The following is a 12379-nucleotide window of genomic DNA, read 5'->3' as shown; positions in this document are numbered from 1 at the left end:
CAAGGGACAATTTTGGCGTTACAATAAACCCATGTCCATCTGGTCCCGCATATCGGCGGCGCTTGCTGCCCTCGCCAATGGTGAACCCCTTTCGGAGGTGTTCGGCCTGCTGCGCGCCCCGCCCGACCGATCGGTCGGCTTTACCATTGCCGTCATCGGGCTGGGGGCCAAGATGGCAAAGGCAGATGGTGAGGTAACGCGCGGTGAGGTTGCGGCCTTCCGGCGCGTCTTTGCCATTCCGGCGGGCGAAGAGGCAAATGCTGCCCGCGTGTTCAATCTGGCACGGCAGGATGTGGCGGGATTTGAGGTATATGCCCGAATGATCGCCCGGATGTTCGCCGGCGACCCCGAGGTTCTGACCGATGTGCTTGAGGGGCTGTTCCAGATCGCCAGTGCGGATGGAACCTATTCGGAACCGGAGGACATCTTTCTGCGCGAAGTCGCGCGGATCTTCGGCGTCGGTGACCGCTGTTTCCGCATTCTGCGCCGCCGCTATGCCCCGGGTGAAAATTGCGACCCCTATGATGTGCTGGGCGTGTCACCGGATTCGGACATGTCGACCATCCGCATTGCATGGAAGCGGGCGGTTCGGGATAACCACCCTGACCGTCTGATCGCACGGGGCGTCCCGGCCGAGGCGGTGCAGCTGGCAGAGCAGCGTTTGGTCCATATCAATCAGGCATGGGCCGAGATTTCGGCCAAGGAAGCGGCGTGATCTGATAAAAANGGCCGMCCCAAAAGGCGGCCTTTTTTATGCGTGATCGTGGCTGTATCAGTTACAGTTCTGGCCCGGAATGGCACAGGAACCGCCACCAGCCAGCGCACCGATCAGCGCGCCTTGGGTTTTGCTGCCTTTGGTGGCGTCAGCGATCACAGCACCGGCGGCCGCGCCGCCAAGCGTACGGATAGCTGCGTTGTTTGCAGGCGAGTTGCCTGTGCCTGCGGTGCCGTAGTAGCCGCCGTTGTTTGCCGCATAGGGATCGGCACAACCTGCAACTGCCGCTGTCGCAAGAACAGCAGCTACGATCATGAATTTGTTTTTAGCCATTTGCTCGGCCTCCGTTGTTATTCTGATGTATATGTAGCCGATGCGGGTGAATTCGATAGGGGCATTCGCAGAACCGCCGGATGTTCGGCAATTCTGCGCCACCGGCCCGGAAAGGGCGGTTTATTCGTCCCAGTCATCCTCGTCATCATAGACCACAGCGGGGGCATCCGGCGCGAATACGGCAGGAAAGCTCGCTTCCGCCCTGGCCGCGTCGATCCGCAGCAATGCCTCGTAACTCTGGGGATCGAAGGGATCCTCGGCGGGCACCACCTCACGGCCGAACAGCCATGACAGGCGTGCGGCATCAAGGTTCCCCCGCTCGAAGGTTTCTTCGCCGAACTGCGCCCAGAGCGCCGCCATGAATGCCTGATCCGCAGCGCGGTCCACGTGTTTGCGGTCGCGATAGCGTTCCCGGCGGATGATCTTGGTCGGACCTTCCTTGGATGCACGGCGAATGGTGAACTGAAAATCTGTCCCGGTCAGACGACTGGGGAATCCACGGTGTTTCTGCATGATACTATTGGAAGGGGGGCAGGATTGCGGCCTGCCCCCGCCCTACTTATTTATATTTGCCGGTGTATGTCGGCTCGGTCGTCACCGGTGCGGGCTGCACGATCACGACTTCTTCTTTTTTCGGGGCACAGGCCGCTGCAAAGGCAGCAACACAAAGTGCGGTCACGATACGGGCGCGGTTGGTCATGTGTCGTCTCCTGTCTGACCGGGGAGAGGGACCGTCCCCGTCCTCCGTGGCACGGCTGTCTTCTACCAGCCTTCGTCAAAGATAATGCAGTCGGATGACATTTCACACCATAATTTAAAAGAGCTATCAGCGCTGTGCGGTCAATCTATGCGGGTTCAACCATGGCTCCAGCGGCATCTGCGGCAAAACGGCGCGGCCCAGAATATGGTCGGCGGCCTTTTCCCCGACCATCAGCGTGGGGCCGTTCAGATTGCCATTCGTGATGCGCGGGAAAATGGAGCTGTCAGCCAGTCGCAGCCCCTCAACGCCGATCACCCTGCATTCGGGATCCACCACGGCCATCGGATCTTCGGCGCGCCCCATGCGGGCGGTGCCGCAGGGGTGATAGGCGCTTTCGGCATGCTCGCGGATGAAATCATCGATCTGCTCATCCGTTTGTGCCCCGGCCCCCGGCTGGATCTCGTGCTTCACATGCGGCGCCATCGCGTCCTGGGCAAAGATTTCCCGCGTGTGGCGTATGCAGGCGCGAAACTCGGCCCAGTCATCGGGGTGCGACATGTAGTTGAACCGGATGACCGGCGCTGCATCCGGATCAGCCGAGGCGAGCCGGACCGTTCCACGGGATTTGGACCGCATCGGCCCGACATGCACCTGAAAACCGTGCCCTTCTGCCGATGCCTTGCCATCATAGCGAACGGCAAGCGGCAGAAAGTGGTACTGGATATCGGGATATTCGACGCCCGGGGCTGACCGGATGAATCCGCAGGCCTCGAACTGGTTCGAGGCGCCAAGCCCCGTCCCCGTCAGCATCCACTGCGCCCCCACCGTTCCCTTGCCAAGCAGGTTCCAGTATTTGTAAAGCGTGTTCGGCTGAAGCGCTGCGAACTGCATGTAGACCTCCAGATGGTCCTGCAGATTCGCCCCGACGCCGGGGCGATGCGCCACGACCGGAATGCCGTGGGCCGCCAGATGCGCGGCATCGCCGATGCCCGACAGCATCAACAGCTTGGGCGAATTGATCGAAGAGGCCGCAAGAATCACTTCCTTCGCCGCGCGGATCACCTCTATCGCGCCGCGCCGGGCGATCTCGACCCCCACGGCCCGGCCATCCTCGATCACCACGCGGCGCGCCATGCCGCGGATCAGCCGCACCCGACCCGTCTTCAGGGCCGGACGCAGATATGCATTGGCTGCGGACCAGCGCCGCCCCTGCCAGATGGTCGCCTCCATCGGGCCGAAGCCTTCCTGCTGCTTGCCGTTGTAATCCTCGGTCAACGGATAGCCGGCCTGTACGCCGGCCTGAATGAAGGCGTCGAACAGTGGGTTCGATCGCGGCCCCCGCGTAATATGCATCGGCCCTGCATCACCGCGCCATTCATCCCCGTCGGGATTCGGGCCGTGCCATGTTTCCATCCGCCGGAAATAGGGCAGAACATCGGCAAAGGACCACCCCTCGGCCCCCGTTTCCGCCCAATGGTCGAAATCGCGGGCATGGCCACGGACATAGACCATGCCGTTGATAGAAGAAGAGCCCCCCAGAACCTTCCCGCGCGGGGTCACAAGTTCCCGCCCGCCAAGGTGCGGTTCGGGCTGCGACTTCAATCCCCAGTCATACATCGGCATGTTCATGGGAAACGACAGTGCGCCCGGCATCTGGATCAATGGTCCGGCATCTGAACCGCCGTATTCGATCACCGTTACCGTCCGGCCCGCCTCGGCCAGCCGGTAGGCCATGACGCAGCCAGCAGAACCGGCACCGACGATAACGTAATCAGTAGGGTGCATCGACTGGCCCCATTCCGACATATACCGATTTCAGCTGTGTATAATGCTCGATCGCGGCCTTGCCGTTCTCCCGCCCGACCCCTGACAGTTTGACCCCCCCGAACGAGGATTCAACCGGTGTCAGATTATAGGCGTTGATCCAGCAGGTTCCCGCCTGCAAGGCGGCGACCACCCGGTGCGCCCGCGTCAGATCGGCCGTGAACACGCCCGCTGCAAGGCCGAATTCCGTGGCATTGGCACGTGCCACGACCTCGTCTTCATCCTCGAAATCCAGCACGGCCATGACGGGGCCGAACACCTCTTCGCACGCAAGGGTCATGCCGTCCGTCACATCGGCGAACACCGTCGGCTGCACGAATGCCCCCGAAGCCCCGCCACCGGTAATCAGGCGGGCACCATCGGCCTTGGCCTGCTCCACATAGGCCATGACCTTAGCGTGCTGTTCGGGGCTGACAAGCGGCCCCATCTGGGTGGCGGGATCCAGCGGATCGCCCATGATGATCGCCTCGGCGCGGGTTTTCAGCCGGGCCAGAAACGCCTCCTTGATGCTGCGGTGCACAAACACCCGCGTTCCGTTGGAACAGATCTGGCCCGCGGAATAGAAATTGCCCAGCATCGCCGCACCCACCGCGGAATCGATATCCGCATCCCCGAATACGATCAGCGGGGATTTCCCCCCAAGCTCCATCGTCACGTGGCGAATGCCCTCGGCAGCGGCGGCATAAACCTTGCGCCCCGTCGGGACCGATCCCGTCAGCGATACCTTGGCCACACGCGCATCGGTCACCAGTTGCGCGCCCACGCCACCCCGCCCCTGAACCACGTTGAACAGCCCCGCAGGGGCCCCGGCCTCCATCAGGATCTCTGCCAGTTTCAGCGCGCCCAAAGGGGTGACCTCTGACGGTTTGAACACCATGGCGTTGCCCATGGCCAAGGCAGGGGCCGCCTTCCAGCAGGCAATCTGGCTGGGATAGTTCCACGCACCGATCCCGACGCAAACCCCCAGAGGCTCGCGCAGCGAATAGGCGAAATCCGCCCCCAGCGGTACGGTCTCTCCTGTTACGGTCGGGGCAAGGCCCGCAAAATACTCCAGCGCATCAGCGCCCGATGGCCAATCCGCAACCTCTGTTTCCTGTATGGGTTTACCGGTATCCAACGTCTCCAGTCGGGATAGCTCGGCATTGCGGTCACGGATCATGTCCGATGCGCGACGCAGGACACGAGCACGCTCCACCGGCATCAATCGCGCCCATGCCTTCTGCGCGACAGTGGCCGCTGCAAGGGCGGCATCCACGATTGCGGGCGTTGCCTCATGCAATGTGGCGATCACCGCGCCGGTGGCCGGATTCAATACATCCAGCGGTACGCCCGCCTCGTCCTCGACATAGGCACCATTGATGAAATGGCTGGCACGGGGCTGCGTATTCATTGCAAATCTCCTTCAAGCTCGGACTGGATCAGCACAAAGACCATGTTGACGGATGCGGCCGGATTGGGGATAACGTCGCTCAACGCATGACGCAGATACACGCCGTCAATCAACGCGCCCGCACTGGCCGCAATGGCCGTCGCGCGATGGCCCGCACGGGGGCGCAGACAATCAACAAGGTTCGAATGCAGGCGCCGCTGATAAATCACGAGCAAGCGTTTTGCTTCGGGCACCGTCTGGGCCAGAACGTAGAAATTCAGCCATGCGCTGATCGTTTCATGGCTGAAATTCTCGGGCGAAAAGGATGCGTTCAGAATGGCCTGCAACCGCGCCACAGGATCAGGCCCCGCATCACGCAAGGCTATCCGGACACCGGCCCCGTAGGTCGCCAGAACATTGCGCATCGCAGCAAGGAACAGATCCTCTTTGCCCCCGAAATAGTGATGCGCCAGCGCAGAGGAAACGCCCGCGCGTTTCGCAATGCGCCCGACCGTGACATCCAGCGTTCCGGCGACTCCGATTTCCTCGATCGTCGCCCTTATCAATGCGGCCCGTCGAACAGGCTCCATTCCGGTTTTTGGCATGGTCATATCCTGTTTGCGGGGCACGCCCCGATATTACCGAACCCTTGATTGACTCATCAGTCAATAAAAANCAACCCCTCGGGAGATCACATATGCCCACTATCAAATCCGCATTTCTGGCCTCGGTAACGGCGCTCGCCCTGGCGGGTCCGGCACTGGCACAATCGCAATGCACCTCGGTTCGCATGTCGGATGTGGGCTGGACGGACATCACCGCCACCACCTCGTTGACGCGCCAGATGCTGGAGGCGTTGGGCTATGACGTGGATGTCGACGTTCTGGGCGTTCCGGTCACCTTTGCATCGGTTGCCGCAGGCGATCTGGACGTGTTTCTGGGCAACTGGATGCCATCGCAGGATTCGGCCATTTCCGGTTATCTGGCCGCAGGCACGATCGAAACGGTAAAGACCAATCTGCAAGGTACGAAGTTCAATCTTGCCGTGCCGAAATACCTGTCGGCGCAGGGCCTCAGGACATATGAGGATCTGCCGAAGTTCGCGGATCAGCTGGACAGCACGATCTACGGAATCGAACCGGGCAACGAAAGCAACGAATACATCATCAGCCTGACCCAGCCCGGAAAATTGCTGGAAGGCTGGACGCTTGTCCAATCGTCCGAACAGGGGATGCTGGCGCAGGTTTCACGGTTCTACCCACGTGAAAAACCGGTCGTGTTCATCGGTTGGGCGCCGCATCCGATGAACACCACGTTCGACATCGACTATCTTCAGGGCGGAGCAGAATTCTTTGGCGAAGAGGGCGTGGTGAACACCATCGTCCGCAAGGGTTTCCAGCAGGAATGCCCCAATGTGATCAGGCTCCTGTCCCAGCAGGAATTCACCCTGCCCATGGAAAACGAAATGATGGCCTATATCCTTGATGACGGAATGGACGCCGATGATGCCACGGTGAAATGGGTTTCCGAACATCCCGAAGTGATCGAACCATGGCTGGCCGGCGTGACCACCGTTGACGGCCAGGACGGTCTGGCGGTCGTGAAAGAGGCTTTCGGCCTTTAAACCTGACGGCCCCGCATCAGGCGGGGCCCTTCTGACCGCAACAACTCTGGATACCGGATGCTCGACTGGCTGACTGATTATAAAATCCCCGTAGGAAAATTCGCCAAGACATTGTTCGACTGGCTGACCGCGAATGGCGGCCCGGTTTTCGACGTTATTTCCGACGTGATGGATGCGCTGATCGAAGCTGTCCTGTTTGCCCTGCAATGGCCGCATCCGCTGGTCGTGATCGGAATACTGGTGGCCATCACATGGGGTATCCAGCACAACTGGAAAACCTGCCTTCTGGTATCGCTTGGATTTCTGTTCGTTCTGAACCAGGGCTATTGGGAGGCGATGACCGAAAGCCTGGCGCTGATCGTGATCGCCTGTGCGACCTGCATGCTGATCGGCGTTCCCATCGGCATCGCCGCCGCGCATCGCCCGCGGCTGCAACAAGCGCTGACACCCGTTCTGGATCTGATGCAGACCTTGCCCACCTTTGTGTACCTGATCCCGGCAATCGTCTTCTTCGGTCTGGGAATGGTGCCCGGATTGCTGGCCACGGTCATCTTCGTGCTGCCGGCCCCGATCCGGCTGACGGCTCTCGGCATCGCTTCTACTCCCGTTGCCCTGATGGAAGCGGCGGAAAGTTTCGGGGCCACCAACAGCCAGAGGCTCTGGAAAGTGGAGCTGCCGTGGGCCCTGCCCCAGATCATGGCCGGGCTGACGCAGGCAATCATGCTGTCCCTGTCGATGGTGGTGATCGCGGCACTGGTCGGGGCAGATGGCCTTGGCGTGCCGGTGGTCCGTGCGCTGAATACGGTCAATACCTCCCTCGGGTTTGAATCAGGCATCATCATTGTTGTGGTGGCCATCATTCTGGACCGCATGCTGAAGGTGACCCGCACATGACATCGGTTGTTTTCGATAACGTTTCGGTTGTTTTCGGCACGGCCCCCGAAACCGCCCTGCCCCTGATGGATGCCGGCAAATCCCGCACGGAAATAGAAGCGGCGACAGGCCAGATCCTTGGCGTCCACAACTGTTCCTTGACGGTGGAGGAGGGGGAGATCCTCGTGCTGATGGGGCTGTCCGGCTCCGGGAAATCCACTTTGCTGCGGGGGGTAAACGGTTTGAACCCCGTCGTGCGCGGAGAAGTGCGGATCAATGACGGGAACAGGATGGTTTCCGTTACCAATGCCACATCACGCGATCTGCGGCAGCTGCGCCTGTCCCGCGTGGCCATGGTCTTTCAAGGTTTCGGCCTGCTGCCATGGCGGACCGTCCGGGAAAATGTCGGGCTGGGGCTGGAACTGGCCGGCATTTCTGCCAAGGAACGCCGCAAACGGGTGGATGAACAGCTTCGGCTGGTGAACCTGACGCAATGGGCGGACCGGCGGGTTGAGGAGCTTTCGGGCGGAATGCGGCAGCGCGTGGGTCTGGCCCGCGCCTTTGTCACCGAAGCACCGATCCTGCTGATGGACGAACCCTTTTCGGCGCTGGACCCGCTGATCCGTGCGCGCCTTCAGGATGAATTGCTGGAACTGCAATCGGACCTCAAGCGCACCATCATATTCGTCAGCCATGATCTGGACGAAGCGTTCAAGATCGGCAACCGGATTGCCCTGATGGACGGCGGGCGGATCGTGCAATGCGGCACGGCCCGCGAGATCATCGCCAACCCAGTGTCGGATTATGTTGCCGATTTCGTGGCCCATATGAACCCACTGTCGGTGCTGCGGGCGCGTGATGTGATGACCGCAGGAACGGCAGAGAGCGCCCCCACGGTCGACGCCGAGCAGCCCGTTAAACAGGTCATGCAACTGCTGCGGGATGGTGTGGAAACACTTTCCGTCCTTGATCAGGGCCAGCCTATCGGCGTGATCCGTGCCAGCACGGTCATGGCGCGGCTTCTGGATCCGCGCAGCTGACGGTAACCGGAAAATGAAGACGGGGGCCTGATTGGCCCCCGTTCTTAGTCTTCGGACGGTTTTTCTGCCTTCGGCTTGGCAGGCGCCTTCTTTGCCGCGGGTTTCTTCGCGGCAGGGGCCTTTTCAGCAGCCGTTTTCGTCGTAGCCGCCTTTTTCGCGGCCGTTTTCTTGGCTGCAGGCTTCTTGGCAGCAGGCTTTTTCGCTGCCGCCTTCTTGGGTGCCGCCTTTTTCTTGCCACCCTTCGCGGCCTTCTCGTTCACCAGAACAAGCGCCTCTTCCAGAGTGATGGTCTCTGGTGCCAACTCCTTCGGCAGGGTCGCGTTCACCTTTTCCCATTTGACATAGGGGCCATAGCGACCGGCCATGACGCTAAGCGCGCCCCCGTCCGGGTGGTCCCCCAGCTGGCGCAATGGCTCTGCTGCTGCGGCGCGCCCCCGCACCACTTTCTGGGCCAGAACCTCGACTGCACGGTTCATCCCGATCTCGAACACTTCCTCCACATCAGGCAGGTTCGCATATTTGGAGCCATGCTTGACATAGGGGCCGAAGCGGCCAATCCCCGCCTCGACCAGTTCACCATCCTCGGGGTGCGGGCCGATCGGGCGCGGCAGATCCAGCAGACGAAGCGCCCTTTCCAGATCCATATTCGCGGGCGACCACCCTTTGGGCAGGCTGGCACGCGGGGGTTTCGGCACGTCCTCGGTCGCCTCGCCCTTCTGGACATAGGGGCCGAAGCGGCCCGTTTTCAGCCAGACCGGCACGCCGGCAGGGTCCTCTCCCAGCACACGTTCCCCGACCGCCTCACCATCGCCCGCCACGGAAATCGGGCGCGTGTAGCGGCATTCGGGGTAATTGCCGCAACCGATGAATGCCCCGCCACCGCGAGAGGTTTTCAGGTTCAGCCGCCCTTCGTGGCAAACGGGGCAGACACGAGGGTCCGATCCGTCTTCGCGCGCGGGGTACAGGTGCGGCGCAAGAAAATCATCGATCGTGGTCAGAACCTCACCGATCCGAAGGTCGGCTGTTTCCGCGATCGCTGCCGAGAAATCCCGCCAGAAACGTGCCAGAACCTCCTTGTAGTTCCTGTCACCGGCCGACACATCGTCCAGCTCGGCCTCAAGATCGGCGGTGAAATCATATTCCACATACCGCTTGAAGTAATTGGTCAGAAAGGCCGTGACCAACCGCCCCTTGTCCTCGGGGAACAGACGGTTCTTGTCCTTGCGAACGTATTCACGGTCCTGAATCGTGGTCAGCACGCTGGCATAGGTAGACGGACGGCCGATCCCCAGCTCTTCCATGCGCTTGACCAGGGTCGCCTCGGTATACCGGGGCGGCGGCTGGGTGAAATGCTGCTCTGGCGTAACGGATTGCTTCTTGGCCGCTTCCCCTTGGGTGATCTGCGGCAGACGGCCGTCATCCTCTCCGTCATCATCGCGTCCCTCTTCATAGATCGCGATGAAACCGTCAAACACCACAACCTGCCCGGTCGCGCGCAACACCACCTGCCCGTCATCACTGCCGACATCAACGGTCGTCCGTTCGAACCGGGCGGCCGCCATCTGGCTGGCCAATGTCCGCTTCCAGATCAGGTCATAAAGCTTGCGCTGATCCGCCTCCAGCCGCAGCTTTTCAGGAGAGGCGGCCATATCCGTGGGGCGGATACATTCATGCGCTTCCTGTGCGTTCTTGGCCTTGTTCTTGTACATGCGCGGCGAGGGTGGAACATAATCATTCCCGAAGCGGCGCTTGATCTCGTCCCGCGCCTCCATCACGGCTTCGGGGGCCATGTCGATGCCGTCGGTCCGCATATAGGTGATATGCCCCGCCTCGTACAAACGCTGGGCTGTGGACATGCAGACCTTCGCCCCCATGCCGAACTTGCGGCTGGCCTCCTGCTGCAGGGTCGACGTCATGAACGGCGCCGAGGGGTTCCGCGTGGCGGGCTTCGCCTCTACCGACTGCACCTTCAGATCGCGCGAGGTGACCGCCTGCACGGCCAGCTCTGCCGCTTCGGCTGTCGCAATATCGTAACGATCCAGCTTCTTGCCGCCCAGAACCGTCAGGCGCGCGTCGAATTCCGCCCCGCGCGGTGTCAGCAGCCCTGCCTTCACACTCCAGTATTCGCGGGCGCGAAAGGCTTCGATCTCCATCTCCCGCTCAACGATCAATCGCAGGCAGACCGACTGCACACGACCTGCGGATTTGGCCCCCGGCAGCTTGCGCCACAATACGGGTGAAAGGTTGAAACCCACCAGATAATCCAGCGCGCGGCGGGCCAAGTAGGCCTCTACCAATGGCGCGTCGATATCACGCGGGTTCGCCATGGCCTCCAGCACAGCAGCCTTGGTGATGGCGTTGAAGGTGACGCGACGAATCGTCTTGCCCTTCTTCAACGAAGACGCAAGCGCCTCCTGCAGGTGCCATGAAATCGCCTCCCCTTCCCTGTCGGGGTCGGTCGCAAGGATCAATGTGTCGTCGGTCTTGAGGGCATCGGTAATGGCACGGATATGTTTCTTGCTATCCGCGGCCACCTCCCATTTCATGGCGAATTCATCATCGGTATCCACCGATCCGTCCTTGGGCGGCAGATCGCGGACGTGACCGTAGGAGGCCAGAACCGTGTAGTCCGACCCCAGATATTTGTTGATCGTCTTGGCCTTGGCCGGTGATTCAACGACAACGACAGCCATGTATAATTCCCTTCGACAGCGGGCTTAGATGTGGGCGATTGCCCACCATTGTCAATGCATGAGCCGCGCAAGCATGCCGCCGGGCTGTCTTTCCACCCTTCCTTCCAGCTCCAGTTGCAGCAATTCCGCCGCAACCGCACTGGCAGGGGCGGCCACATCCCGGATCAGCTGATCCTCGGGGATCGGGCTGGCCCCAAGCCTGTCAAGAATACGCGCCGCAAGCCCACCGGCAGCAACCGGCATAGCCTGCGGCAGGGTGCGGGCAGGCCTGGCTGTCGCAGGTACCATCCGCCGCGGGGCGGGCACATGCTCCAGAATGTCGCGCGTCTCGGCAATCAATGTCGCGCCCTCGCGGATTAGGCGGTTGCACCCGGCCGCCCGCGCATCAAAGGGATGACCCGGAACGGCAAAGACCTCTCGCCCCTGCTCCAGCGCCATTCTGGCTGTCAGCAAGCTGCCGGACCGCGCCGCCGCCTCCACCACCACAACAGCGCGGGACAGCCCCGAGACGATCCGGTTGCGCAGCGGGAAATGGCGGGCCTGCGGCTCTACCCCCGGGGGCTGCTCGCTGATCAGGCAGCCGTGGCGGGCAATGCGCATGGCCAATTCGGCGTTTTCCGATGGATAGATCACATCGATCCCACCCGCCATGACCGCCACCGTGCCGTGATCCAGCGCTACGGAATGCGCCTCGGAATCAATCCCACGCGCCAGCCCCGACACCACCACATGGCCCGCCTCCCCCAACCCGAACGCCAGCTTCCGTGCCATCCTCACCCCGAGGCTGGAGGCATTTCGCGCCCCCACGAGGGCCACCATGGACCGCGCCAGCAGATCCGTATCCCCCATGGCCCATAGCACCGGCGGCGCATCTGGAATGGCCGACAGCCCGGCAGGGTAATCCGCATCCCCCCACACGATCAGGCGGGCGCCGGCAGCCTCTCCCTTGCGGATCTCGGCCTCGGCCACGGCAAGGGGGCAGGCCTCATAGGCCTCCACCCCCGATGAACGGGCAATCTGCGGCAAAGCGGCAAGGGCAGCCCGTGCAGAACCATGCTCTTCCATCAGCCGATGGAATGTCACGGGCCCCACCCTGCGGGACCGGATCAGGCGAAGGGCATCACGGGTTGCATCCATTCCGGCCTTTTGCCGCCAAATGGTTAATGTGTATTTAACCTGCTACGGACTAGACAATCGCGCCACACAGG

Annotated in this window: 12 protein-coding genes; 4 read left to right on the top strand and 8 right to left on the bottom strand. The window is 61.7% G+C overall.

The window, feature by feature from the left end:
* Positions 1-31 precede the first annotated feature (31 nt).
* Positions 32-715: a TerB family tellurite resistance protein gene (locus TR36_RS09545; protein WP_045391348.1), complete on the top strand. Its 684-nt coding sequence runs from the start codon at positions 32-34 to the stop codon at positions 713-715.
* 57 nt (positions 716-772) lie between these two features.
* Here TR36_RS09545 and TR36_RS09540 read toward each other — a convergent pair whose 3' ends face one another.
* From TR36_RS09540 to betI, 6 genes are all read right to left on the bottom strand, one after another.
* On the bottom strand, positions 773-1048 hold the full coding sequence (locus TR36_RS09540) for a hypothetical protein (RefSeq protein WP_045391351.1): 276 nt from the start codon (positions 1046-1048) through the stop codon (positions 773-775).
* 120 nt (positions 1049-1168) lie between these two features.
* Entirely contained in the window at positions 1169-1561 is a 393-nt protein-coding gene (locus tag TR36_RS09535; RefSeq protein WP_045391354.1) for a hypothetical protein, read from the bottom strand.
* Positions 1562-1607: 46 nt separating this feature from the next.
* A complete protein-coding gene (locus tag TR36_RS15765) occupies positions 1608-1748 on the bottom strand; it encodes a hypothetical protein (protein WP_045391358.1) in 141 nt (46 codons plus the stop codon).
* A gap of 126 nt (positions 1749-1874) precedes the next feature.
* Positions 1875-3533 carry a choline dehydrogenase gene (gene betA, locus TR36_RS09530; protein WP_045392000.1) on the bottom strand — a complete coding sequence of 553 codons (1659 nt, stop codon included), beginning with the start codon at positions 3531-3533 and terminating at the stop codon, positions 1875-1877.
* The gene (gene betB / locus TR36_RS09525; protein WP_062763091.1) at positions 3520-4962 is read right to left on the bottom strand and encodes a betaine-aldehyde dehydrogenase; all 1443 of its coding nucleotides are present in this window, start codon (positions 4960-4962) and stop codon (positions 3520-3522) included. Before betB ends, betA begins: the two co-directional genes overlap by 14 nt.
* Positions 4959-5546 (bottom strand): transcriptional regulator BetI, encoded by a 588-nt coding sequence (betI, locus tag TR36_RS09520; protein ID WP_153010536.1) that lies wholly within the window; start codon positions 5544-5546, stop codon positions 4959-4961. Before betI ends, betB begins: the two co-directional genes overlap by 4 nt.
* 92 nt (positions 5547-5638) lie before the next feature.
* On the opposite strand from betI, the gene choX reads away from it, so the two are divergent.
* Genes choX through choV form a run of 3 tightly spaced genes read left to right on the top strand, consistent with a single transcriptional unit; the run spans position 5639 to position 8478 of the window.
* Positions 5639-6565: a choline ABC transporter substrate-binding protein gene (choX, locus tag TR36_RS09515; RefSeq protein WP_045391370.1), complete on the top strand. Its 927-nt coding sequence runs from the start codon at positions 5639-5641 to the stop codon at positions 6563-6565.
* Between the two features lie 57 nt (positions 6566-6622).
* Complete coding sequence (choW, locus tag TR36_RS09510; RefSeq protein ID WP_045391373.1) at positions 6623-7459, top strand: choline ABC transporter permease subunit; 837 nt, start codon at positions 6623-6625, stop codon at positions 7457-7459.
* Positions 7456-8478, top strand: a complete 1023-nt coding sequence (gene choV, locus TR36_RS09505; protein WP_062763089.1) for a choline ABC transporter ATP-binding protein — start codon at positions 7456-7458, stop codon at positions 8476-8478. The genes choW and choV overlap by 4 nt, the downstream gene beginning before the upstream one ends.
* Before the next feature lie 44 nt (positions 8479-8522).
* Here choV and topA read toward each other — a convergent pair whose 3' ends face one another.
* Positions 8523-11171: a type I DNA topoisomerase gene (gene topA / locus TR36_RS09500; protein ID WP_045391379.1), complete on the bottom strand. Its 2649-nt coding sequence runs from the start codon at positions 11169-11171 to the stop codon at positions 8523-8525.
* A gap of 51 nt (positions 11172-11222) precedes the next feature.
* Positions 11223-12308: a DNA-processing protein DprA gene (gene dprA / locus TR36_RS09495; protein WP_045391381.1), complete on the bottom strand. Its 1086-nt coding sequence runs from the start codon at positions 12306-12308 to the stop codon at positions 11223-11225.
* Positions 12309-12379: the final 71 nt, after the last annotated feature.

The organism is Falsirhodobacter sp. alg1 (assembly GCF_000739715.2).
Classification (GTDB): Bacteria; Pseudomonadota; Alphaproteobacteria; order Rhodobacterales; family Rhodobacteraceae; genus Falsirhodobacter.
This window is presented reverse-complemented; position numbering and strand designations above follow the sequence as displayed.

What these genes read in the sequence shown, in the direction of transcription:
- TR36_RS09545 (WP_045391348.1), top strand. Translation starts at nt 32, where the DNA reads ATGTCCATCTGGTCCCGCATATCGGCGGCGCTTGCTGCCCTCGCCAAT.
- TR36_RS09540 (WP_045391351.1), bottom strand. Translation starts at nt 1,048, where the DNA reads ATGGCTAAAAACAAATTCATGATCGTAGCTGCTGTTCTTGCGACAGCG.
- TR36_RS09535 (WP_045391354.1), bottom strand. Translation starts at nt 1,561, where the DNA reads ATGCAGAAACACCGTGGATTCCCCAGTCGTCTGACCGGGACAGATTTT.
- TR36_RS15765 (WP_045391358.1), bottom strand. Translation starts at nt 1,748, where the DNA reads ATGACCAACCGCGCCCGTATCGTGACCGCACTTTGTGTTGCTGCCTTT.
- betA (WP_045392000.1), bottom strand. Translation starts at nt 3,533, where the DNA reads ATGCACCCTACTGATTACGTTATCGTCGGTGCCGGTTCTGCTGGCTGC.
- betB (WP_062763091.1), bottom strand. Translation starts at nt 4,962, where the DNA reads ATGAATACGCAGCCCCGTGCCAGCCATTTCATCAATGGTGCCTATGTC.
- betI (WP_153010536.1), bottom strand. Translation starts at nt 5,546, where the DNA reads ATGCCAAAAACCGGAATGGAGCCTGTTCGACGGGCCGCATTGATAAGG.
- choX (WP_045391370.1), top strand. Translation starts at nt 5,639, where the DNA reads ATGCCCACTATCAAATCCGCATTTCTGGCCTCGGTAACGGCGCTCGCC.
- choW (WP_045391373.1), top strand. Translation starts at nt 6,623, where the DNA reads ATGCTCGACTGGCTGACTGATTATAAAATCCCCGTAGGAAAATTCGCC.
- choV (WP_062763089.1), top strand. Translation starts at nt 7,456, where the DNA reads ATGACATCGGTTGTTTTCGATAACGTTTCGGTTGTTTTCGGCACGGCC.
- topA (WP_045391379.1), bottom strand. Translation starts at nt 11,171, where the DNA reads ATGGCTGTCGTTGTCGTTGAATCACCGGCCAAGGCCAAGACGATCAAC.
- dprA (WP_045391381.1), bottom strand. Translation starts at nt 12,308, where the DNA reads ATGGATGCAACCCGTGATGCCCTTCGCCTGATCCGGTCCCGCAGGGTG.